This is a genomic window from Haladaptatus marinus (assembly GCF_051194195.1).
Genome location: NZ_JBLZNK010000003.1, coordinates 818,529 through 841,369 on the forward strand (window position 1 = coordinate 818,529; position 22,841 = coordinate 841,369).

At 58.9% G+C, this 22,841-nt stretch carries 22 protein-coding genes, 1 tRNA gene and 2 pseudogenes; 9 read left to right on the forward strand and 16 right to left on the reverse strand.

From position 1 onward, the window contains the following. Positions 1 to 49: 49 nt before the first annotated feature. Positions 50 to 1,149 (reverse strand): annotated as a pseudogene (locus tag ACN2TU_RS10305) (oxidoreductase). Positions 1,150 to 1,324: 175 nt separating this feature from the next. Between ACN2TU_RS10305 and ACN2TU_RS10310 the strand changes: the two are divergent. Both ACN2TU_RS10310 and tgtA read left to right on the forward strand, forming a co-directional pair. Then, the gene (locus tag ACN2TU_RS10310; RefSeq protein ID WP_435155133.1) at positions 1,325 to 1,882 is read left to right on the forward strand and encodes an NUDIX domain-containing protein; all 558 of its coding nucleotides are present in this window, start codon (positions 1,325 to 1,327) and stop codon (positions 1,880 to 1,882) included. A 69-nt stretch (positions 1,883 to 1,951) separates the two neighbouring features. Next, entirely contained in the window at positions 1,952 to 3,427 is a 1,476-nt protein-coding gene (tgtA, locus tag ACN2TU_RS10315) for a tRNA guanosine(15) transglycosylase TgtA (protein ID WP_435155134.1), read from the forward strand. Positions 3,428 to 3,498: 71 nt separating this feature from the next. On the opposite strand, the gene ACN2TU_RS10320 is transcribed toward tgtA, so the two are convergent. After that, positions 3,499 to 3,804 (reverse strand): hypothetical protein, encoded by a 306-nt coding sequence (locus ACN2TU_RS10320; protein WP_435155136.1) that lies wholly within the window; start codon positions 3,802 to 3,804, stop codon positions 3,499 to 3,501. A gap of 162 nt (positions 3,805 to 3,966) precedes the next feature. On the opposite strand from ACN2TU_RS10320, the gene arcS reads away from it, so the two are divergent. Together arcS and ACN2TU_RS10330 are read left to right on the forward strand one after the other, a co-directional pair. Continuing rightward, positions 3,967 to 5,769, forward strand: a complete 1,803-nt coding sequence (arcS, locus tag ACN2TU_RS10325; RefSeq protein WP_435155138.1) for an archaeosine synthase subunit alpha — start codon at positions 3,967 to 3,969, stop codon at positions 5,767 to 5,769. A gap of 62 nt (positions 5,770 to 5,831) precedes the next feature. Then, on the forward strand, positions 5,832 to 6,635 hold the full coding sequence (locus ACN2TU_RS10330) for a GNAT family N-acetyltransferase (RefSeq protein WP_435155139.1): 804 nt from the start codon (positions 5,832 to 5,834) through the stop codon (positions 6,633 to 6,635). 88 nt (positions 6,636 to 6,723) lie between these two features. Here the strand turns inward: ACN2TU_RS10330 and ACN2TU_RS10335 are convergent, their stop codons facing one another. The 4 genes from ACN2TU_RS10335 to ACN2TU_RS10350 form a co-directional block, all read right to left on the reverse strand. Beyond that, positions 6,724 to 6,891, reverse strand: a complete 168-nt coding sequence (locus tag ACN2TU_RS10335; protein ID WP_435155140.1) for a hypothetical protein — start codon at positions 6,889 to 6,891, stop codon at positions 6,724 to 6,726. Next, the gene (locus ACN2TU_RS10340; RefSeq protein ID WP_435155141.1) at positions 6,888 to 7,010 is read right to left on the reverse strand and encodes a hypothetical protein; all 123 of its coding nucleotides are present in this window, start codon (positions 7,008 to 7,010) and stop codon (positions 6,888 to 6,890) included. The genes ACN2TU_RS10335 and ACN2TU_RS10340 overlap by 4 nt, the downstream gene beginning before the upstream one ends. A gap of 96 nt (positions 7,011 to 7,106) precedes the next feature. Then, on the reverse strand, positions 7,107 to 8,177 hold the full coding sequence (locus tag ACN2TU_RS10345; protein ID WP_435155142.1) for an archaeosine biosynthesis radical SAM protein RaSEA: 1,071 nt from the start codon (positions 8,175 to 8,177) through the stop codon (positions 7,107 to 7,109). Positions 8,178 to 8,193: 16 nt separating this feature from the next. Beyond that, positions 8,194 to 8,628 carry a VanZ family protein gene (locus ACN2TU_RS10350; RefSeq protein ID WP_435155143.1) on the reverse strand — a complete coding sequence of 145 codons (435 nt, stop codon included), beginning with the start codon at positions 8,626 to 8,628 and terminating at the stop codon, positions 8,194 to 8,196. A 441-nt stretch (positions 8,629 to 9,069) separates the two neighbouring features. Here ACN2TU_RS10350 and ACN2TU_RS10355 point away from each other — a divergent pair, with 441 nt between their 5' ends. The 4 genes from ACN2TU_RS10355 to ACN2TU_RS10375 all read left to right on the forward strand — a co-directional run bounded on the left by ACN2TU_RS10355 (position 9,070) and on the right by ACN2TU_RS10375 (position 15,627). Beyond that, the gene (locus ACN2TU_RS10355) at positions 9,070 to 9,315 is read left to right on the forward strand and encodes a hypothetical protein (protein WP_472850202.1); all 246 of its coding nucleotides are present in this window, start codon (positions 9,070 to 9,072) and stop codon (positions 9,313 to 9,315) included. Positions 9,316 to 9,720: 405 nt separating this feature from the next. After that, a complete protein-coding gene (locus tag ACN2TU_RS10365) occupies positions 9,721 to 11,964 on the forward strand; it encodes an outer membrane protein assembly factor BamB family protein (protein WP_435155147.1) in 2,244 nt (747 codons plus the stop codon). A 214-nt stretch (positions 11,965 to 12,178) separates the two neighbouring features. Continuing rightward, entirely contained in the window at positions 12,179 to 14,110 is a 1,932-nt protein-coding gene (locus ACN2TU_RS10370; protein ID WP_435155148.1) for an aldehyde ferredoxin oxidoreductase family protein, read from the forward strand. 302 nt (positions 14,111 to 14,412) lie between these two features. After that, positions 14,413 to 15,627 (forward strand): trans-sulfuration enzyme family protein, encoded by a 1,215-nt coding sequence (locus ACN2TU_RS10375; protein WP_435155149.1) that lies wholly within the window; start codon positions 14,413 to 14,415, stop codon positions 15,625 to 15,627. Positions 15,628 to 16,059: 432 nt separating this feature from the next. Here ACN2TU_RS10375 and ACN2TU_RS10380 read toward each other — a convergent pair whose 3' ends face one another. From ACN2TU_RS10380 to ACN2TU_RS10425, 10 genes are all read right to left on the reverse strand, one after another. Continuing rightward, complete coding sequence (locus ACN2TU_RS10380) at positions 16,060 to 16,431, reverse strand: DUF8048 family protein (RefSeq protein WP_435155151.1); 372 nt, start codon at positions 16,429 to 16,431, stop codon at positions 16,060 to 16,062. Between the two features lie 32 nt (positions 16,432 to 16,463). Then, the gene (locus ACN2TU_RS10385) at positions 16,464 to 16,718 is read right to left on the reverse strand and encodes a MoaD-like domain-containing protein (RefSeq protein ID WP_435155152.1); all 255 of its coding nucleotides are present in this window, start codon (positions 16,716 to 16,718) and stop codon (positions 16,464 to 16,466) included. After that, the gene (locus ACN2TU_RS10390) at positions 16,719 to 16,988 is read right to left on the reverse strand and encodes a ubiquitin-like small modifier protein 1 (RefSeq protein ID WP_435155153.1); all 270 of its coding nucleotides are present in this window, start codon (positions 16,986 to 16,988) and stop codon (positions 16,719 to 16,721) included. Between the two features lie 106 nt (positions 16,989 to 17,094). Further along, positions 17,095 to 17,562, reverse strand: a complete 468-nt coding sequence (locus tag ACN2TU_RS10395; RefSeq protein ID WP_435155154.1) for a hypothetical protein — start codon at positions 17,560 to 17,562, stop codon at positions 17,095 to 17,097. Beyond that, positions 17,559 to 17,933 (reverse strand): DUF7971 family protein, encoded by a 375-nt coding sequence (locus tag ACN2TU_RS10400; RefSeq protein ID WP_435155156.1) that lies wholly within the window; start codon positions 17,931 to 17,933, stop codon positions 17,559 to 17,561. The genes ACN2TU_RS10395 and ACN2TU_RS10400 overlap by 4 nt, the downstream gene beginning before the upstream one ends. 59 nt (positions 17,934 to 17,992) lie before the next feature. Next, positions 17,993 to 18,952, reverse strand: coding sequence for an aldo/keto reductase (locus tag ACN2TU_RS10405; protein WP_435155158.1), 960 nt, complete (start codon positions 18,950 to 18,952; stop codon positions 17,993 to 17,995). Between the two features lie 43 nt (positions 18,953 to 18,995). Continuing rightward, entirely contained in the window at positions 18,996 to 19,274 is a 279-nt protein-coding gene (locus ACN2TU_RS10410) for a DUF8028 family protein (protein WP_435155159.1), read from the reverse strand. Positions 19,275 to 19,499: 225 nt separating this feature from the next. After that, the gene (locus ACN2TU_RS10415) at positions 19,500 to 20,312 is read right to left on the reverse strand and encodes a ZIP family metal transporter (protein ID WP_435155160.1); all 813 of its coding nucleotides are present in this window, start codon (positions 20,310 to 20,312) and stop codon (positions 19,500 to 19,502) included. A 282-nt stretch (positions 20,313 to 20,594) separates the two neighbouring features. Further along, entirely contained in the window at positions 20,595 to 20,855 is a 261-nt protein-coding gene (locus ACN2TU_RS10420) for a DUF8028 family protein (RefSeq protein ID WP_435155161.1), read from the reverse strand. Positions 20,856 to 21,317: 462 nt separating this feature from the next. Next, positions 21,318 to 21,470, reverse strand: a tRNA-Met gene (locus ACN2TU_RS10425). 217 nt (positions 21,471 to 21,687) lie between these two features. Here ACN2TU_RS10425 and ACN2TU_RS10430 point away from each other — a divergent pair. Next, positions 21,688 to 22,838, forward strand: a pseudogene (locus tag ACN2TU_RS10430) (DUF7115 domain-containing protein). Positions 22,839 to 22,841: the final 3 nt, after the last annotated feature.

Genomic DNA, 22,841 nt, shown 5'->3' on the forward strand with positions numbered 1-22,841 from the left:
GAAAACGGCCGACGACGACCGCAGACCGAGCACAAGCGATACTACTGCGTCACGTCGGCGGAACCTCGGTGTCGTTCAGGGTCGCGTCGGGGAGGAGGGTCGCTTCGAAGTCGAAGTCGTTCAACTCCTCCCCGTTTCGAACGCGGTCGGGCCAGTCGGGATTCGCGAGGGCACTTTTCGCGAGCGTGATGAGGTCGGCACCGTCCTCGATAGTTTGTCGCGCTGACACCGGGTCGCCGAGACCGCCGTTTGCGATGACCGGAACGTCGGCGTACGCATCGGCGAGTTCGGCAAGCGTCGGCCCGCTGTCGCCGAACGCGGGGGCAGTAATGTCCGGTTCGGTGACGTGGACGTAGTCCACACTCACTTCGCTGACGTCTCGAAGACCGTCTCCGATTGCGATTCGCCGCCTTCCCACTCGTGTTCGTCGTCGTTGACTTTCGTCTGGGAGAGTCGCACGCCGACGACGAACTCGTCGGAAATGCGGTCGGTGACAGCGTCTACGACCTCGTGCAGGAGACGAACGCGGTTTGCGACCGAGCCGCCGTATTCGTCGTCACGGTCGTTCGTGTAGGCGGTGAGGAACTGGTCGAGCAGATAGCCGTTCGCGCCGTGAATCTCGACGCCGTCGAATCCAGCGTTCGAAGCGCGCTCAGCGGCATCCGCGAACCCTTCGACGGCCGCTTCGATTTCCGATTGGGACAACGCTTTCGGCGTTGGGAACTCCCCGTCGCCACCGTAAATTGGGAGTTGCTCGTCCTGCGGTGTGACGGCGGATGGGCCTGCCGTTTCCTCGACGTGGCGGTTGCCTTGCGAGAGCACTCCCGCGTGCATGAGCTGGGCGAAAATAGGCGCACCGACCTCGTGAACTGCGTCGGTAACCCGCGTCCACGTCTCGGCGTGGTCGTCAGTTGCGAGTCCGGGCTGGTTGTCGTATCCCTGGCTGTACGCCGTATCCGTATAGATACCTTCCGAGACGAGGAAACTGAAGCCACCCTCGGCGAACTGTGCGTAGTATCGCGCCATCTCGGCGGTTGCGTTTCCGTCGTCGGTCGCACTCGTCCGCGTCATGGGTGCGAGACCGATTCGATTATCGAGGCGCTGTGCATCGAGTTCGACCGTTTCGAACAGTACGTCGGTTTCGGACATGCGCGAGCGTAGCGGCGTCGCGAATAAGTGGCCCATGTAACCCGAAGATTCGGCCGGAAAACGTGGAATACCGCCACATTCCTCCGCTTTCGAGGATGTTGTTCGGACATCGATTGTTTGTCTGTCATCGACGCGGGTAGTGCGATTTTTCAGTACCGACTCGGTACTGGTTCACATGACCGACGAAGACCCCCTTGCATGGAAAACGCTCGACTCCGAAGTCGCCTACACCTGTCCCGGTTTCGAAATTCGTCACGAGGATGTTCGTCTCCCGGACGGTGTGAAAACAGATTTCGATTATCTCACGGAACCCGAAAGCGTGGCCGTCCTGCCGTTTACCGAGGATGGCGACGTGGTCGTCATCGAGGAGTGGCGACAGGCCGTATCGCGAGTTTCGCGCGGGCTGCCAGTCGGTGGGGTCGAACCAGAAGACGACACTCTCGAACTATCGGCACACCGGGAACTCACCGAGGAGACGGGGTACGAAGCAGACCGTGTCTCCCACCTCACGACCGTTGAACCGGCAAACGGAATCGCGGACTCCGTGATGCACTACTTTGTCGCGTACGACTGCGTCCCGACCGGCGAGCAGGAACTCGACGACAACGAGAGCATACGTGCGACGACGACCACGTTCGACGCGCTGAAAGAAGAAATCGCCACCGACGGTGTCTACGACGGTCGAACCGTGCTCGGGGTGTCGTATTACGAAACGTTCGGCGCGGAGGAGTAGAACGGTTGGTTCTGGTGAACCGAACGCGTAGCGCAATTCTTACACCGCCACCGTGGCAACGACGCGGTAATGGAACGAGATATCTTCGAACTCCGCGCTCAAGACGGCGGGGGTCGGATCGGGGTACTCACCGTCCCGCGCGCTGGTGTGACGGTCGAAACCCCAGCACTTCTGCCGGTCGTCAACCCACACGTCATCACCGTCGAACCCTCCCGACTCGAATCCGAGTTCGGCGCGGAAATCCTCATCACGAACTCCTACATCCTCTACAAAAGCGACGAGTTCCGCGACGAAGCCCTCGACGTGGGACTACACGAACTGCTCGATTTCGACGGCGCGATTATGACCGATTCCGGGTCGTTCCAACTCGCCGAATACGGCGAAATCAGCGTGACGACCGAGGAAATCCTCCAGTTCCAACACGATGTTGGCTCGGACATCGGAACCCCTGTGGACATTCCGACGCCACCCGACGTAGACCGCGAGCAGGCTGAAGACGAGTTGGCAACCACCCAAAAACGCCTCGAACTGGCCGAAACCGTCGATGTCGGCGACATGCTCGTCAACGCGCCGGTGCAGGGTTCGACGTACCCCGACCTCCGCGAGGAGGCGGGTCGCCACGCCTACGGAACCACACTCGACGTGTTCCCGGTCGGGGCCGTCGTTCCCCTGATGAACGAGTACCGATACGGCGACATGGTGGAGATGGTCGCCGGAGCGAAACGCGGACTTGGTGCCGACGCCCCGGTTCACCTGTTCGGCGCGGGCCACCCGATGATGTTCGCGCTGGCAGTTGCCATGGGCTGTGACCTCTTCGATTCGGCGGCCTACGCGCTCTACGCCCGCGACGACCGCTACCTGACGGTTCGCGGAACCCAACACTTGGACGACCTCGACTACTTCCCATGTTCCTGTCCCATCTGCGCGAACAACACGCCCGAGGAAATCCGGAGTTTGGATGACAGGGAGCGAGAAGAGCAACTCGCGGAGCACAACCTCCACGTCACGTACGAGGAGATTCGCACCATCAAGCAGGCGATTCGGTCGGGCAACCTGCTCGAACTGGTCGAAAACCGCGCCCGCGCACATCCCGCGATGCTAGACGGCTACCGTGCGCTGGTCGAGCATTCGGAACAACTCGAACGGGCCGACCCAGCCTCGAAAAGTACCTTCTTCTACCTCTCCAGCGAGAGCGCCTACCGTCCCGAAGTCGTACGGCACCACGAACGACTATCGCGCCTGAATCCCGAGGGGAAAGTGCTCCTGACCGAAGGCAACCCGAGCAGTCGCTACGACGAATCGTGGAACGTCGTCCCGCCGTTCGGCCCGTTCCCCCGTGCACTCTCGGAGACGTATCCTCTGACGGCAGAGGTGCCCGACCGAATGGACGTGGACGGGTTCGAGATGGCGGCGCAGGGCGTGGCCAAGCTTGTCGAAGAGAATCCCGAAACCGAGTTCACGCTCGCACATCGTGGATGGCCTGAATCGGCGATTCGACACGTTCCACAGTCAGTTCACATCGTCGATTTGGACGACCAAGCGTAGAATCAGGGTTGAGAGTGTTTTCAGGTCTGTTTGTTATCAATTCTAACACCCCTGGGGACTGTCTGCGACTGCTACGCGCAAAGGACGCCCGAACTCACTCGGTCACTCGTGGCAAGCCACTCGTTCCCCGTTCGTTCGCCCGTGCCCGGCCAAAGCAGCAGGCGGGCGAGTGCCCAGCACTCGCCCGCCGATTTACTGGGCTGCCTGCCATCATGTGTCGAAAAGACGGATTTCGCCCCGAAATCGGCAGAACGATCCTCCGCCCCGAAACCGGTTGGCCGGGTTTGGCTTGGACGGGCAGGCCGCTGGCCTGCCCGTCCTGCGGTTAGTTCGGGAACGAGGAAATGAGCGAGTAAATCCGAGCAGGTGCTCCGCACCTGCGAGGGGAGAGCGAGCTCGGGCGTGGCGTGCGCCTCGCATCAGCAGTCGAAACCTCATCAAAACCACGCTCGTCGTGTACAACGCATACCCACTATCATCCACTCCGCAACTCACGGAGTTACGCAAGATAGTTGAATCCGCTTCCCCGAAAGACGGGTATGACCGACTATTTCGAGGTTCACGACCGGGATGGGGCGGCCCGAATCGGGGAACTCCGTCTCACCGAGTCCGTGACCACGCCCGGACTCGCGGAAGGGGCGGAGCAACGCTCCGCCGAACAGTCGAGCGGCAACCGCCGCGAGACCGCCGTGGTGGCCGACGCGGGGAGCCTCTGGTTCAAGGAGCACGAGATGCCGGAGGGCGACGAGTCGCAGTTGACTGTTCTGCCGCATCGCGCATTCCCGCGCGGCACCGACGACGAAGTGATGGACTCGTTCGCGGTGGACTATCCGGACGTGGACTTCCCCAGTGCGGCAGTTATTGCACCCGAAACGGCCGAAGATTTTGGCACCGACGCATACGTCCTCTCTGGGGCGCAAGGCGTCGTCGGCCACGGAGCGGGATTCAAAGAGGCAATTATCGAGACCCGCGGGTCGATACCCTCGGACAGCGCGCTGTTTCTATCCGGCGTCGCCACGCCGAAAAACGTCGCCACGCTGGTCTACGCCGGGGTTGACCTCGTGGATGCAGACCGCGCCGTGGTCAAGGGAACCCAGGGGAAATACCTGACGACGGAAAATGAGTACCATCTGGACGAACTGGACGAACTCCCCTGCTCTTGCTCTGCCTGCCAGCGCCGGATGAACGAGTTTACCCGCGAGCACTGCGTCGACCACAACGTCAACGCGCTCCGAGCCGAGTTGGCTGTCGTCCGCCAGCGAATCCGGGCGGGGCGACTTCGGGACTACATCGAAGGACAGGCGCGCCACGACCAGTGGCTTACAGCCGCGTTCCGGGAGTTCGACCAACAGTGGAGCTACGTGGAGGAACGAACCCCGGTTCTCCGAAATACGGAACTCGCCGCTGCGACGGAGGATTCCCTGCGTCGAGTCGAGATTCAGCGGTTCGCGAACCGAGTGACGACGCGCTATCAGGGTCGGTTCGACAACCCGTTGGTGTTGCTTCCCTGCTCCGCAAAAAAGCCCTACAGCGAATCGCAGAGTCACGGCCAGTACCACGACGCCATCCAGTTCCGTGCGCATAAGGTGTCGATGACGAGTCCGATCGGCGTCGTGCCGCAGGAACTCGAACTAACCTACCCCGCCCAGCATTACGATTCCGTCGTCACGGGTCGCTGGAGCGAGGACGAAAAGGAATTCGTTTCGGAGGTTTTGCGACGGTATCTGGAGCAAAACGAGTATCCACGCATCATCGCGCACGTTCCCGAAGAAGGCTACCGCGACGTGTGCGAGCGCGTTGAGGACGCCCTCGATATGGAGTTCGAGTACACCGTGGAAGGACACCCGACAAGTACCGAATCGCTCGCCAACCTGGCCAGCACGCTCTCGGGCGAACTGAAGTATGGCAAGCGAGAACGCCAGCACAACACGGTTCGCGGAATCGCGGACTACCAGTTCGGCGAGGGTGCGGGCGACGAACTCTTTTCGTCCATCAACATCGAGAGTCGCTACCCGAAGCTCCGGGTTCACGACGACGATGGGGAACAGTTGGCCGCGATGGTGCCCCAGTACGGCACGCTCTCGTTCACGCTCGCCGGAGCGCGCCAGTGGGTCGAAAGCGACGTACCGGAAAGGCGAATCGAAATCGACGCCTTCGCACCCCACGGAAGCGTCCTCGCGCCAGGTATCGTGGACGCGGACGACGACATCCGTGTCGGCGACGAGGTCATCATCGAAGGGCCGAAGGCGTTTGCCATCGGTCGTGCCGAGATGTCCGGGGCGGAGATGGTCGAATCGACGCGCGGCGTCTCGGCGGACGTTCGACACGTCGAAGAGAAATAATCGACCCGGAAAGCGAAATTAGGCGATAAATAATAACCTCCTTCGGGTAGGTATACACGATTATGGGAGTACCTGTCGACATCGAGTTTGAGGACGCCATTCAACAACGAATTTACGACGAGGTCGAGCGCAACGGTTCCGTTTCCGTCGAGGAAGTCCGCGACAGCGTTCGAATCGACTCACCATCCGGATCGAAACCGGCGCGCTCCGGGACGACGGAACCACGGGTTCGAATTCCCCCGGAGGAGTTCCAGCAGTACGTGACTGCGCTGTTGGACGCAGGGCACCTCGTGGAGCAGGAAGGAGAACTCCACCTCGCGCTGGACAGCGACGTAGAGGAGTACGAAGAGGACGGCCTCTCGTACCAAATCCGCCAAGCGCACCAGTTCGACCGTCAGGGCATCGAAACCGCGATTCGCGAGGTCGCCGACGAGGGGGCGTCGGTTTCCGCGGAACGGGTTTCCGCCGATATCAACGACGAAGGTGTCCTGCTCCGGAACAACGACCGACGCTCGCGGATGTTCTACGTGGCAACCATCAGCGACGGCGAGAACGAGGGCGAAATCGCGGGATGGGTTCACCTCGACGCGCCGGAACTCGACAAACTGCGTCACACCGCCGAACTGACCGTGGGCGTCCGCGGGCCCTACCGAAAACACGGCATCGGGAGCAGATTGCTGGAGCGCGCGATGGCGTGGGCACACGACGCCGGTTACCAGAAAGTGTACCAGAGCGTTCCGGCGACGAACGAGACGGCTATCGACCTCCTCGAAGACCACAGCTGGGAGACCGAAGCGGTACGAAAGGATCACTATCTCGTCGGCGACGAGTTCGTTGACGAAGTCATGATGGCCAGAAAGCTCTGAGCGGGATATTTCGGCGTCCGATTTCCAGACATCGTTGCGGATAGAAACTCACGAATACTCGAAGCCGTAAACACGTTCGCTAGCGCCGTCATCCACGAAGAAGTGACCAGACGGCACCGACCAGCAGTCCGCCGATAAACACCAAAAGGAGGGGCCAGAGAACGACTGGCCCGGCGACGGTCGCGGGGTCAACGAGCGTCAACAGCTTTCCAACCGTCTCCAGTCGAGCACCCGTCAATCCCCCGGTGACCGTCATCGTTGTACCTCTGTCGGTAAGTCGGTAGCGATCCACTGGTCTCCCTGCTCCGGGTTCCGGATTTCGACCCAGCCGTTCGGACAGTAGACCGTCTCGTATTCGTCCCGTGAATTCGTCATCACTCGGGACGCTCGTCTGCGTCCATTCACCCCGTTGTCCGGTCGCGGGATGCGTACTTTGTTATCCACGTCGTAGCCGGAATAAGACCGTCCTGATTACCGCGCCAGTGGGAGGTTATAGCTCTTCTCGCGCTCCATTACGGCCTCCCACGTGTGTTCACACTCACACGTCACTTCGTCGAACACGGAGGGATCCTGTCGGAGGTCGAAATCCTTGATGGCCTTCTGTGCGAGGTCGTCGCATTCGCCACAGTTGTGTGCGCCACGATCTGACCCATGACCGACTGGGTCGGAGATAACGATTGCGGGTGCGTCAGCCGTGTCCTGTAGTACCTCACAGACGCTCCAGAGCCACGGCGGCCGGTAGCCGTTTCGGAAGTAGAGTTCGTCTACCATCGTGTATCGCTGAACGTTCGTCGGGTTCATCGACACCGTGTGGGCGTACTCGGCGCACTTTCGAATCGACTCCTTCATGTCCTGTACCGCGTTGGCCTCCGAGAGGAAGGGCGGCTTCATCAGCAGGTAGGCCTTGATACCCGCATCGACCGATTCGGCGTGTTCGCTGGCCTCGATAAACTGCTCGAAGTCGAAGTACTTGTTCACGCAGTCCTTGCGAACTCGGTCGTTCGCCGTCTCCAGTCCGATTGCAACGTCGGTTTCGAGACCGACGCCCGTGAAATTCTCCAACTTCTCCTTCGCTACGAAATCAGGCAGGCTCTCCACGACGATTCGGTCGCGGTCGGAAAACGTCTCGGCGATAGCTTGCCGTGTTTCGGCACCGACTTCGCGCTCGTCCAGGAACGACCCGGAGGTGTAAATCTTGATGAGGCCGCTCTTTTCGTCCGCGTTCTCGCGCTCGTGTTCGAGACAGACCTCGATTTGATCCATCAGGGCTTCGTGCCCGACGCTTCCGCCTTCGACCGACTCGGCGACGTAACCGCACATCGTACAGCCACCGGCCCGCGCCCAGCGACAGCCACCGGTGTTGAGAATGATGGTGAGGCTCTGGTAGACGCCGTCCGGTGTGTTGTCCTCGTCCAACCACACTCGTGTCGGCTCGTGTGGGTCGTAGTGTTTCTCCTTCCGGGCGCGAATATCGCGCATCACGGAATTGTGGGCGTCCATGCCCTTGCCCCGTTCGTAGCTCTCGGGAGTCGGCGTGCTCATTGTGCGGGAAGAACAGTTACGCGCGTAAATCGCCTTCGTCTCGCCGAGCCACAAGCCACCGAACTGTGACCCACCATATCCCAACTGCGAGGCTCGCACCAACTGCATCAGCAATCACGTCTCCGATTCCGGTGTGTCGAACCGGAACGAACGCTTGGGCGATTTCCATCAGGATGCCGAATCCGGTCGCTCCCGACATGGCCACCAGAGCGATTTTTATCGCTCTGGTGGCCATGTCGTTGTGACTCGACAGGGCGACTGCGAGCAGAATGCCCAAAACGCCGTAACCAGTCGCGTGATACCATTTGTCCATTCCGACGAGTCCGAGGGGTCCAAGGGAGGAAACGCCAGCATCGGGCGAGGAGAACACCGAGAAGTAGCAGATACCGACCGCAACGGCAATGACAACGGCCCAGTTTCGTGTGGCAGCTCTATCGCGAAGCGTGGTCATCCGTCTGGTAATTGCGTGCAAGAAGCGTAAAGGCCGACGATTTGGTATAGACATGAAAATTCGTCGTATATAATAGCAAAATATAGTCATTAAATTCATATTTATTTGTCGTTTTTTCCATAATCGAAGTATTTCCGGGCTCTGGACGCCGAGAGTAGTGACACACGGTAGACGGCCGGTTTGGATGGCGAAATGAGAACGACGCCAGTTGGTACGATGGGATGATTTACACCGTATCGCACTACTCCTACCCGACCGCGACGATGTACGCCTTCGATGAGGAAACCGGTGATACGCAGTGGACGTTTGGCGACGACTGTGGCACTTTTTTCACACACCAGTACTCATCGACGGGTTGGCTTTCGTGGCAACCGATGAGACGCTGTGGCATTTGGTGCAAACGACGGAGGCGTTGAGTGGTCGAGAGAAGCCGGCTCAACGATGGAGTTCGAGTCACTCGCGGGGTCGGACGGAACCGTCTACGCAGGCGTCTTCGATGACGATTCCAGTGGCGTGGTCGCGCTCGACAAAACAAACGGCACCGAACGTTGGCAGTTCGAAGTGAACCAACCGTGGACACCTGCACCATCGCAGTCCGGAGGTATCGGTAACCGTCTCACGACGGTCGTCTCTATCTCAGTGCCAACCGTCGCGTCTACGAAATCGGTGATGACGGCACGGAACTGAACCACTGGGAAACGACTGGCGACGTCCCAGCGGCACCCAGCATTAGCGACGAGACAGTATCCGTCGTGAGTAGCGACGGGTACGTGTACTCGTTCGCCCGCGACGAGTAATTTTCACCGTACTGACCTATTTTATCGGATAGCTAACCATTTCTGCGGCAAGTAGAATCGTGTCAGAATCTTCAAATAGTATTTCAATACAAACCTACAGTAATCGAAAATTGATTTTTGAACCGGCGAAAGCACACACATCCATACCAGTCACATTTGCCGGTGGTTGGACACTATTCGAATAGTAAACCCTCGTTTTAACTGTTGGGTATTAGACCAGTGAAAACGCTCGAAATAACTAAAAACAACTTAGAAACCTGATAGCAAATACAGCTCCCTCACATTGCTCATTTGCATGTTCGAAGATACACGACGAACGTTCCTGAAGACGGTCGGCCTGGCAGTCGGTGGCGCGAGCGTCGCAGGTGCATCCGGAACACTCGATAGCACGCACACCGCGTCCAACACCCCCTCCACACTCGCCGGACAGAACTGGTCTACGTTTCTGTACGACGCCGCGAACACGGGTCACCCACCGGGAGACGGCGTCCCCGAACCACCATTGGGTTGGAGTGGACAACTAAGCGAAGAAGAGATTTCGAACCCCGCTGTCGTTGACGATGTCGCCTACGTGGTTGACGCAACTGTAACCACTATCGCGTTCGACATAGAGGCACGCGAAGTGCTGTGGCGAGCAACACCCGATACGGATGGTTCGCTGTATGCGAACGGTTCGCCGCCAACGGTCGCGGATGGAACGGTACTGACGACGGCTGAAGGAATGGTTTTCGCGCAGGATGCGGAAGACGGAAGCGAACTGTGGCAGTTCGAGGTTGGCTCACAGCTTACACCCTCGGTCACGGTCGTAGACGGTACCGTCTACGCGACGTCACATCGTACCGGGGCGAAAGTCTACGCACTCGACCTTGCGGATGGGTCGGTTCGCTGGGACTTCGAACCGAACGAGCCGAGAGCAAACGTTCCGGCCGTCGTCGATGGTGTCGCGTATTTTCGCGGGAGAAACGCTGTCTACGCCCTCGACGCTGAGGACGGCACCGAACTGTGGCGGATAGACGGACTGTCACGATTCGGCGGTTCCCCGTCGGTCGCGAACGGGAGCGTCTTCATCGTAGACGATACGAAACTGCGATCCTTCTCGACCGATGACGGAAGCGAACAATGGACCGTTGAAGTCGATGAGTACAGTCTGGACTCAGACAGTACCCCCGCAGTCGCCGACGGCACGGTGTACGTCGCCGGGTCGGGACGGTCGGGTTCGATATACGCCTACAATGCGGAGGATGGAAGCGAGGTTTGGAACTCGTGGGAAACGCTCGCAGATACCGCGACGCTCACGGTTGCAGGAGGAAACATCTACACGGCAGGCGACCCAATCCGCGTTTTCGACGCATCCTCGGGAGATGTCCAATGGCAGTATTATCCCCGTGGAACCGTCGAGTTCGCGTCGACGGTTAGCGACGAAACCGTCTATGCCGGGGACAACAACGGCTACCTCTACGCCTTTTCGGCGACGGACGACCGAACGAATTGGCGGTTCGTCACGGACGAAACTGTCGAATCGGCACCTTCCGTTGACGACGATACGGTCTACGTTGTGGACGAAAGCGGGAGTCTCTCCGCCCTCGACCCCGAGAGTGGGGAAGTGAAATGGCAACTCGCTGGGTCGTACCGTGAACTGACCTGCGTGGACGAAACTGTCTACGCGTACAGTCGGGACGGATCGGAACGCCACATCATCGCGGTGGATGCCGAGGACGGAACTGTCAAGTGGAAGACCAGATTGAGCGGAAACGTCGGTGATTATGAGGTCGTTGACGGAACCGTTTACGTTGCGCAGTGGTTCGCACCCGAAGGGACGCTGTTGTACGCGCTGAACGCCGAAACGGGAGACACCGAGTGGACGTTCGGTAACGACCATTCGACCGGAGAGAGAGCCACTTCGGTCGCCGTTTCGGATGAACTCGTGTATCTCGGCGAAACCGAGAACCTCTGGGCACTCGGAGCGGGCGATGGCTGTGTCGAATGGCAGGTTTCGGACGGTAAATTCACGCGTGATGCGAACGTCGCCGTCGCGGATGGCGTCGTCTACGCCACCGACCGATACTCGATTGACGACCCGGCGGATGTTTTCGCCTTCGACGCAAGCGACGGGACGGCGCTATGGTCGAGCGAAATTCCGGACACGACCAACGTGTCCGGACTCGCCACAACGGACGATGTCGTCTACGCAACGGTTACTGAAGACACCGAATCGACGGAGGACAAACCGCCACGTCTGGTGGCTCTGGATGCGGATTCCGGGGACGAGCAGTGGACAGTCACCCCAAGTTCGTCGTGGCGGCTTTCCGAGGCAGTCGTGCACGGCGATACCGTCTACGTGGGCAGTAACAGACGCGTGTACGCCTATTCGGAGGACGACGGAACCGAACTCGACCACTGGGAAGTGTTGGGAACCGTGAGAGTAAAACCGGCAGTCACGGACGACGCCGTCTACGCCGGTACCAGCACGTTCATCTATCCACCGAACGGCGACCGAGCGGAAAGCGGACACGTCTACTCGTTCCGTCGGGACGACTGAATCGGTCGAACTCCTTTTTACGAACTGTCGGCAGTATTTGGTATCCGATGTATTCGCAGTGTTTGGTGAACTGTTCCATCTACCACTCACAGAGTATTCTCTCTTTTCTGTCAAATAGTTGCCTCTCAACTCTCGACAACGTAACCGTTTCTGGTTACATAAACGTGGCAACGGCTAACACGATAGCGACCTAATATAAACGTTGGAACTTACCATGACCGATTTAGGCGGTTTTCACGACCACGTCGCTCGCGTCGATCTCTCGGACGGTTCGGTGAACTACGAGAGCGTCAATGACGATGATGCAAAAAAGTACATCGGAGCGCGTGGCCTCGGTGTAAAGTACGTGTTCGACCAAGGAGCGGACGTTGACCCGCTCGGTCCGGACAACCTCTTGGCGTTCATGAACGGCCCGCTCACGGGCACACAGACCGTGATGAGCGGCCGAATCGCGGTGTGTACCAAGTCGCCGTTGACGAACACCGTGACCGACTCGCACCACGGCGGGTGGTCGGGCGCACGACTGAAATGGGCCGGATTCGACGGGTTACTGTTCGAAGGCGAATCCGACGACCCCGTGTATGCGGTGGTCGAAGACGGCGAAGTCGAACTCCGCGATGCATCACACCTCTGGGGGAAGGGCGTCCACGAAACCCGTGACACCCTGGAAGAAGAAGTCGATGGTGCGTACGGCAAGAACCTCTCGATGATGGCCATCGGCCAGGCAGGGGAAAACGAAGTTCGATTCGCCTGCATCATCAACGAGGACGACCGGGCGTCCGGCCGTGGCGGCACTGGTGCCGTAATGGGGTCGAAAGGGCTCAAGGCAATCGTCATCAAATCCACGACGAAGATGCAGAAACCGGCCGACCAAGAGACGTTCCAGAAAGGACACAAGCAGGCGATGCAGGCCATTCAGGAATCCGACGTGACAGCACCGAACGAAGGTGGCCTGTCACTATACGGAACGAACGTCCTGATGAACGTCACGGAGGAGATGGACGGTCTCCCGACGCGGAACGCACGGCATACCAGCACCAGCAGCGAGGCGGAGGCCGGAAACCCGCAGCCGAACATCGACGCCGAGAACGTCTCCGGCGAGAACGTCCGCGAGAACATTCTCGTGGACGAACCGACCTGTCACTCCTGCCCGGTCGCCTGTAAGAAGGAAGTCGAGGTACAGGTCAATCACAAGGGCCAGGACATGAACGTCCGGATGGAGTCCTACGAGTACGAATCCGCGTGGGCGCTCGGACCGAACTCGATGACCGACGACCGCGACAAGGTCGCGCTGATGATCGACCGCTGTAACGACGTGGCGCTCGACACCATCGAGATGGGGAACACCATGGCGATGGCGATGGAGGCCACCGAGGAAGGTCGCCTCGACGAAGGCCTGGAATGGGGCGACGTTGAGACGATGGTCGATATGATAGACCGCGTGGCCCACCGCGAGGACGAACTGGCCGACCTGTTGGCGGAGGGTGCGGCCCGCGCCGCCGCCAAACTCGGCGACGAGGAGATGGCGCTAGACGTGAAAGGCCAGACGATGGCCGCATACGACCCGCGAGCGATGAAGGGGATGGCAATCGGCTACGCGACCAGCAACCGCGGCGCCTGCCACCTACGCGGCTACACGCCCGCCGCGGAACTGCTCGGGATTCCGGAGAAGGTTGACCCGGCGGACTGGGAAGGCAAAGGGGAGCTCTGTGCCACCTTCCAGGACATGCACGCCGTCAGCGACTCGTTCGACATCTGCAAGTTCAACGCCTTCGCGGAAGGTGTCGAGGAGTACGTCCTCCAGTACAACGGCATGACCGGTCTCGACGTGTCCGAGGACGACCTGATGGAATCGGGCGAGCGCATCTACAACCTCGAACGCTACTACAACAACCTCGTCGGCTTCGACGGCGACGACGACGACCTGCCGGTTCGGTTCATCGACGGCCATCCAGACGCCATCCCCGGAACGGGCGGCTCCGAGGGCCAACTCGCCGAACTGGACGAGATGAAAGCCGAGTACTACGACGTTCGTGGCTGGGAAGATGGCGTCGTGCCGGACGAAAAACTGGACGAACTCGGCATCGACATTGGCCCCGGAACGGGCGTCAGTCGCGGCGGTGCGGCCGCCTCCGGCGACGACTGAATACCGATACGAATTTTCCATTTCGTGTTTTTCGCGGTGATTTCGTAGACTGGCTAGGTAGTACTGGTTAGTGAAAGACAGTGCGTGAAATGACGAAGAAAGTGCAAGGGTCTGGCCGACCGCGCGCGAGCGAAACCGACCCCAGTCTCTCTCGATTTTGTTCTGAGTTTAGTCAAAACACGTTCGAAAAATTTCACCAGGATGTTTCACAATAATTTACCACGAGAGACCATTCTTTGGGTGCATGGCAACACCTGCCGCATCGGAAGTTTCTAAGTATCGTTATCTAACGTGAAGGTGGCATGACTGACCGAACCGGCGACGAAGAAAAATTCGAAACCACGGCCGTGACCTACGCTGAGCAACCATCGCACGACGAGCAAGCAGGCGACGTGACGATGCCGATTCACCTCGCTTCGACCTACGAGGTCGGCGGCATCGACCCCGACATCGCGCTCGAAGATTTAGACCCCGACGAAAACCAGTATCTCTACTCGCGTCTCTCGAACCCGACCCGGCATGCACTCGAAAAGCGACTCGCGGCCCTCGAAGGTGGCGACCACGGCATGGCCTTTGCCTCCGGTACCTCCGCAATCGTCGCCACTATCACGGCCTCGGTCTCACCCGGCGACCACGTCGTCGCGTTCGACGACCTCTACGGCGGGACGAAAACGATGCTCAAGGAACTGTTCCGCGAGCGACTCGACGTGGCCGTCGATTTCGTGGATGCCCGCGACACCGACGCCGTCTCGGACGCCGTGCGCGACGATACTGCCCTCATCTGGATGGAGACACCGTCCAACCCGCTCCTCAGACTCTGTGATATCGAAGCCATCGCCTCGGTCGCCGAATCGATCGGCGCGACTCTCGGCGTGGACAACACCTTCCTTTCGCCCTACTTCCAGCGTCCGCTCGAACTCGGCGCGGACGTGGTCGTCCACAGCACGACGAAATACCTGAACGGTCATAGCGATTCCATCGGCGGCGTCGCAGTTACCAGCGATGACGAACTGGCGAACGAGATTGGCTTCCTCCAGCAGGTCGGCATGGGCAACATGCTCGCGCCCTTCGACGCCTTCCTCACCCTCCGCGGTCTGAAGACGCTCCCGCTACGAATGCGCCAGCACGAGACCAACGCCGCCGAAATCGCGGCCTATCTGGACGAACACGATGGCGTTGCCACCGTCTACTACCCAGGCCTCGAATCCCACCCACAGTACGACCTCGCAAAACGCCAGATGGACGGCGGCGGCGGGGTCGTCTCCTTCGAACTCGACGGCGAACTCGAAGCCGTGGAGCGATTCGTCGCCGAACTCGACCACTTCGCGCTGGCGGTTAGTTTGGGTGGCGTGGAGTCGCTCATCGAACATCCTGCAAGTATGACTCACTCACCCCTCACACCCGAGGAACGCGAGGAAATCGGCATCTCGGATTCCCTCCTACGGATTTCCGTCGGCGTCGAGCATCCGCGGGATTTGCTCGCCGACCTGGAATCCGCATTCGAGGTTTTGGAGTAGCGAACAGGGGAAAACGAACTGTTTGGGTTCTTGGCTACTATCCTTGGTTCTCTGCTGTTTGCAAGTCCCGGCCCCAATGAAAACCGCCACGACGACGAAACCATTGATACGCGATTCGAACTGAGGTCGTTTGTCCGTAGCAAATCACGACAACACACGACCGCCACCGCGTGCTCGTGGCTTCGCCGCTCGCTATCGAGGTCGCTCCGCGACTTCGCAGGCCTCACCCTCCCCAACCGACGTTTGCGCGAACGAATGTGAGCAAAGGAGTCGGTTGGGGAGGCGTGTGGGCCATTGTGAGGTGGTGCGGTAGCGGTCTCATCGGAGTCGGGATTTACTGACGTGCTTACTCCAAAAACCCAGCAAACGTACTCCGATTCAAGCACCTGTGGTAAATTACTGAATCGATCAAACACAACAAACTATCCGCTGTCACTCGTGAGTCGCGATCAACACGGCTTCGCGAATCTCGAGGGCGCTGTCGAACTCCGACCGACGACGTTCACGCCGCCCGATTCGGTACAGTTGCTGTTCGTGCGCCCGCCGAACCGCATCCCACTCGCGGCGGTCGAACCCGAATCGGTTTCCGACCATCTCCCAGTGACCGTCCTCCACGAGAAAGACGCACCACTCCGGCGTCTCGTGAACGCATTCGTATCGCTGTCGGTATTCGCCCATCCGTTCGCAGAGGTCGGAATGTGTTTCGGCGAGGAGTTCGGAAAGTCGTTCGAGCGGAACGCTGGCTTTCGCCCCCGCCAGTAGGACGATTTGGCCTTCAATCGGGTGATTCGGTTCGTCGGTCATTGCATCGGTCTCACTGCCCGTTCGATCTTTTCCTATCCGCCCGCGCGCATGGCCTTCTGGGAGAACGCTTCGACGAGCGAATCCAGCGTTGCTTCGTCGCCTTCGAAGACGACTGTGACTTCCGTCAATTCGACGGTCGGCCCGATACTCACCTTTTCGGAGGAAAGGGACACTTGCCAGCCATCGCCTGTAACATCGCCGTTATCTTGCACCTCGCCGCCGAGGTTTTCGAGGTAGTTGCGTGCGAGACGCTTGCTGATTCCGCGGAAAGATTTCTCGCGTCGCATCTATCCCCCTGCAACCGGTGGGAAGATGCTCAGTTTGTCGCCATCCGAGAGCGAAGTTTCCCGACCGTCGATGTGGACGACATCAGTTCCATTTTTCATGATAGATATCTGCGGTCGGAGGTCGCCGTCCTCGAACACGTCGATGCCGTACTCTTCCGTGAGCGATTCGAGAACGTCGCCGACGGTCGAAGCATCGGGATACTCCCGTTCGAGCTCCTTCTGTCCGACGTCTTCGCGGAAGTTCGCGAAGAACCGGAGCGTGAGTTCCATGGCGGAATATGGCACGCACGGATTATAAACGCTCAGACTGCGGGGCGGTGTTCGCTCGGTGCGAACACCCAACTGCGTTCAGTTCGATCCGAGTGGCTCTTTGCATTCAGTTCGACCCGAGCGCTCCCCCAATGATTCCGGTAAACAACAGAAAGACGACCGTCGCCGCAAGCAAGGGTGAGCCGGAAATCAGTGACAATCCCGACTCCGCAACGAGTATCCGGCCGAATTCGCCGACTGCCCGCCCGGGTCCGACGAGGACAACGGCCAACATTCCGAGAAGGACGAGCGACGCCGTCGCCGTGAGTAGCCCGTGCAGTCCACAGCGTTCCCAGTCGCCACCCGCATAGCGCCCGGTGACGTAACTCCCGAGCGGGAACGTGAGGGTGCTGGCGAGGGCGGTCACGCGGACGAGAGACGCCGACGTTTCGAAAAGCAGGAAAAACGCGGGGATGAGATGTGCGCCGAGGGTGACGACCATCCCGACCGCGACCGCGCCACTATCTACACGGGCGGAGGGCGACTGACGACTTTTCGCCCGTCGAACGCGGGAGAGCGGTCGGTCGTCGCTCATTTCCCGAAGCGGATGCCGTCAGTGACGAGACGGGCGTTTCGCTCGCGGTCGATATGTTCGGACAGGTCGTCGTGGTCGTACAACTGCTGGATGAGCGCGGCATGCAGGTCGCGCCACGCCATCGCGTAGATCGGTGATTGTCCCCACGCACGTAGTTCGGCGACGAAATCGTCGTACTGCTCCCACCGTGTTTCGAATCGCTCGACGACATCGAAGACTGCACTGGCGACTTCGTCGTCGCTCTCTGCAAGGCGGTTAAGTCGTACTTCCCATCCCGCGACGGCCTCGTGCATGTCGCGGGCCGCACTGTCGCCGTCTTCGGGCAGCGATTCGATGATTGCCTCCGGAACGGCGAGTGAAATTTCGTCCATGGGGATGATTGTTCGGTATCCGTCAAAAACGCTTGGCTCGGCGGTAAGAAAGAGTTCGGTTATTTTGCGTTCGCCAGTCGCTCGAACTGGTCATCCGTGAGCGACATGTCGGTCGCGTCCAGATTCTCCTGTAACTGCTCGACCGTCCGCGCACCGACGATGGGTGCAGTGACAGCATCGTGTTTCAGCAACCACGCGAGGCTGATCTTCGCGGGAGTCGTGTCGATCTCCTCGGCGACCGCTTCGACCTCTTCCAGCACGTCGAAGTTCTCCTCGGTGAGGTAGGAGTTGCGGAACTGTTGGTCGGTTGCGCCGCGGGTTCCTTCCGGCGGTTCCTCATCGCGGGAGTATTTACCCGTCAGGAAACCACCCGCCAGCGGCGACCACGGGATGAGACCAATGTCGTAATCCTCACACATGGGGAGGTAGTTCGACTCGATTTCGCGGTTGACGAGATTGTATCGCGGCTGAGCGAGACGGAACGGTTCGTACTCCATCTCGTTCGCCTTCACGACCTTCCACGCGTTCGGTTCGAGCGTCGAGGTGCCGATGTAGTTCACTTTTCCATCCCGAACGAACCCGTCGAGCGTGCGCATGAACTCGTCTGCGGGCGTCTCGTCATCCCAGCGATGGATGTACAGCAGGTCAAGGTAATCCGTGCCGAGACGGTCGAGAATGAGGTTTATCTGCCGACACAGGTGTTTACGCGAGAGGCCGCGCCCGTTAGGGTCGTCCTTCCGAGTCGGCCAGTAGATCTTGGAGGCGATGACGAAATCCTCGCGGTCGCGGTCTGCGAGCCAATTTCCGATGTAGCGCTCGCTCTCGCCGTCGCCGTACATATCTGCTGTGTCGATGAAGTTTCCGCCCGCGTCCGCGTAGGCATCGAGGAGTTCGTGCGCTCGCTTCTCGCCGATTTCGACTTCACCGTCGTCGTTCTCACGGCCGAACCGCCACGTTCCGAACGCGACTTCACTCACTTTCGTGCCGGTACTACCGAGCGACACAGTTTCGAGTCCCATAGCTACTCGTTTTCGAGGAGAAGGTTAAATCGACCGAAGGCAGTTACTCCTGTCGGTAGGAGTGTCCGGCAAAGAGGGCCACTATGTGGCACACCAGCAGGGAGAGGAAGACGGTGAGCTCGGCGTCAGCGAGACCATTCATCAGGAGAGGAACGTAGAGAAACGGCAGGGCGACTGCCGACCAGAAGCCGACGAACTGAATCGGTGTCGTGAGCGTGTGTTCACTGTACTTCGCGTGGAGTGCGGTGAGTTTCCGGCGTCCGACAGTGGTGCGACTCGCGACTGCGTTCCCGTCGTTTTCGAAGGGGGTAGTTCCCGGCATTGTAGCACACCCGTGCCCGGCTAAACCGTCTACAGGAGCGACCTTATAGCGTGGAGAGTGTTAGAGCCAATTCACATCGTTTACCGTCGATGAACAGACCTGTCGATTGGGCTCTCAGACGACTACAGTCAATTAAACGATTTAAAATCGTTTTTGCGCCGGTCTCGTCGAACGAAGTACTTTGGGTTGTGCATAAATTCAGAAATCGGGTCGAGTAAACCGTATTCAGACGAACGCGAGTGGAACCATGAGCAGAATACCCGCGGTGAGTCCCGAAAGCAGTTCCCGGTGACCACCACCCGGCAGTTCCTCCCCGACTTCGAGCGCTTCCGGGATGAACTCGGATGCGACCAGATATATCATCGCCCCTGCGGCGAAACCGAATCCGATGGGGAGAAACTCCCGTGCGACGCGAACGAAGTAGAACGCGATGACCGCACCGATCGGTTGGGGAAGGCTGGAAAAGATAGACCACCAGACCATCCGCCATTTGTCCACGCCCATCGAGCGAAGCGGAATGGAGATCGCGACGCCTTCGGGGACGTTGTGGATCGAAATCGCGACGGTCATGAAAACTGCCAACAGCGGGATGGAAAAACCGAGGAGAGATACACCGTCGACACCACCGAGATTCAGGTCGGCGAACGACACGCCGATGGCAACTCCCTCCGGAAAGCTGTGCACGGTGAGAATACCCAGAATAAGCGCGAGTTTCTTGAAATCCGCCTCCTCATATCGCTTCGGATTCACTTCAGCTTCCGCGATGACGTGATGACTCACGACGACGAGTGCGACACCGATCAGCAACCCGAGAGCGACGCCGCTGACACTGCCACCGTTTGCGTTCGAGAGACCCTCGAATATCAGTCCAAACACAGACGCGGAAACCATGATTCCCGAGGCAAGTCCCCACAGTGCGACGTTCCAGCGGTCGCTCACCTCGTCGACGAGAAAGAAAGGGAGGGCGCCGATGCCGGTTGCGAGTGCCGTAACGAGTCCTGCAACAAACACCAGCGTTAGATTGCCGAGAATCCCCATATTCACACTTAGGATGCAGCGAATATAATTCTTGTCACCACAATTACTTTTTTGGCTAGCCTAAAACTAGAATGAGTATATTCAAAAATGGAATCACCATATAGAAAATCGATTTTGGAGGAGTGATTCATCCTCGGAACCGTGGATTCTCTGACGGTTCAGCGACGAATCGTTAGGGAGCGCTCTACTGTCGGAAGAACTGTTGCGACGGAGAATGGGGGATGATGGCGATGGAGGAAAGCGGGGGCGGTGCGGTGTAGTTGGGATGACGAAATCAGGAACTCAATCGCGTTTGTACCCGTGGCCGACGACCATGGCGACGACGTTCAGGACGAGGAGCAGGGCAAACACCTCGACCGACGACGAGAAATCGCCCCGATACAGCAGCGGAAGGTAGCCGAACGGGAGTGCAACCGCCGTCCAGAAACTCAGAAACTGAACCGGTGTGAAGAGTTTTCGTGCCGCGGTCTCGGCGGCGTTGCGGTGGACTGGCAGTTCGAAATCCGATGCGTGGTCGTTCTGTATCGTTGGAGGACTCGACATGATTACTCTGGGATGTATCTCTTGCTACGACTGGAGGGGTCATATAACGTCGTGAGTGTACAGAGAAATTAACGCGGTTTTATACATCTTGTTCGGTTTGTCGACATTTTATAAACGCCTGAGAAACATTTAGACCTTTTAATAAAGAATTTGAGGACGTTTGTCGATATCAACCCATCAAACATGTCCGAGAGATATATGTTCTACTGTCGTTGCGCAACTATGTATCAAATTTCTGACTAATACACTCTCAGGACAACTGGATGGGTGTTCGCGTCCGCCAACATCTACGGCGTCCAATACGAAACGATTGCCACGGTATGGAACCGAATGCAGTTCGAATCCACAAACGGAGCTTCGAATCGCCGAAAAAGTGTTCACCCCGTTTCCAGCTCACTTCGGTCGTCGAGACCCGACCATCATCAGTCGAGACTACATCTCCCAACTGTGCTGTGCGAAAAATGCCCGGGGAGGGCTCCGAACCCTCGATCTCCGCATGTCCCAGGTTCGAGGCCTGGCGGGGCCTCACGGGCACATGGGGAGGCTTCCAAGGCCTGAGCGCCAAATCTCAGAACCCTATGAGTGCGGCGCTATGTCCAGCTAAGCCACCCGGGCTCGATTACGGGTAGGGATGTGGTACTCTTTAAAGTTCTCATCTCGGACGGCGAATGACACGGGGATACACGGCACGACACCACGCCGTCTTTCGACTTTCACGACGACCGGACGACGCTCCAATGGCTATTCAACCGATTCAGATCAACCAAAAATTAGTCTTTAATGTGTTATGTTTCTCCGGTGTTTTTAAGATTTGGGCATGACCATTCCCTGCATGAGCGTTCCGGGAATCGTCCAGTCCAGTCCTGAAGACGAACATGTTGCCGCAGAAGTATCGCTTGGAGGCGAAGATATCCTCTTCGTGACACCGACGCGAACACTCATCTACCGGGCCGATGGCCTGTTGAGCGACGAGTCCGTCGAAGAGTATCCACACGGTGCAGAACGAATTGCCGTCTCCAAAGGCGGACGGAAATCGACCATCACGCTCGATTACGGTATCGACGGGACGGACAAGTTCAAAATTCCGTCGAAACGCCTCCACGACGCCCTCCATCCCGTCATCGCGGGCGTACTAAACGGCGCAGGTATCACCGACGCAAACGAACAGGTCATCCAAACGTACCAGTTCAGCGAACTCACGCTCGTCCTCACCAGCGCGCGCGTCGTGAAACACGTCGGCGAAGCGATTTGGGACGAGGATTTCGAGCAGTTCCATTTCGCCGATGTCACCCGCCTCGATGTCGAAGAAGGAAACGTCTCCTCGCAGATCATCATCGAAGCGAACGGCCGTCCACAGCGAATCAAAACCCCGAGCGACCGAACCCGCGAAGTCCGTGAGCGCATCGAACAGACACTTCTCGCATACCACGATGTCGGCAGTTACGCCGAGTTCGAGCAAACGGTTGCACCCGACGACAATTCGGCAACCGAATCCGACGAAACCGTCTCACTTGCGGATGACGACGACGTGTTCGGCGGCGGCGTCGAACCGCTCAACGCGAATCCACCCGAACTCGACGACCGCGGTCAGATCGTCGAGGAACCGCCTGCCGACCCACTCGACGAGGATGAAGTCGAGCGAGTGACCGCCGATTCGGCAACACCCGAATCAGCGACCCCTGAACAGGTGGCCGCCACGTCTTCGACTACCGAACCCACGACGTCCGACCAACCGGCGACCGACTCCGGAGGCGTCGAAACGGAAGCGACGACGTCCGAAACGTCCGAGCCGCAAACGACGGAGTCCGACTCATCGGCCGGATTTGTCGACTCGGGGTTCGAATCAGCGAGTGAAAACCTGGACGACACGACGGAAACCCAACTCGCGGGCTCACCGAAGCCGTCGAACGCCAAAGCGAGCTGCTCGAACAGCAACAACGCACCATCGAGCGACTTATCGAAGAACTCAGTCGCGGTCGGTAAGCC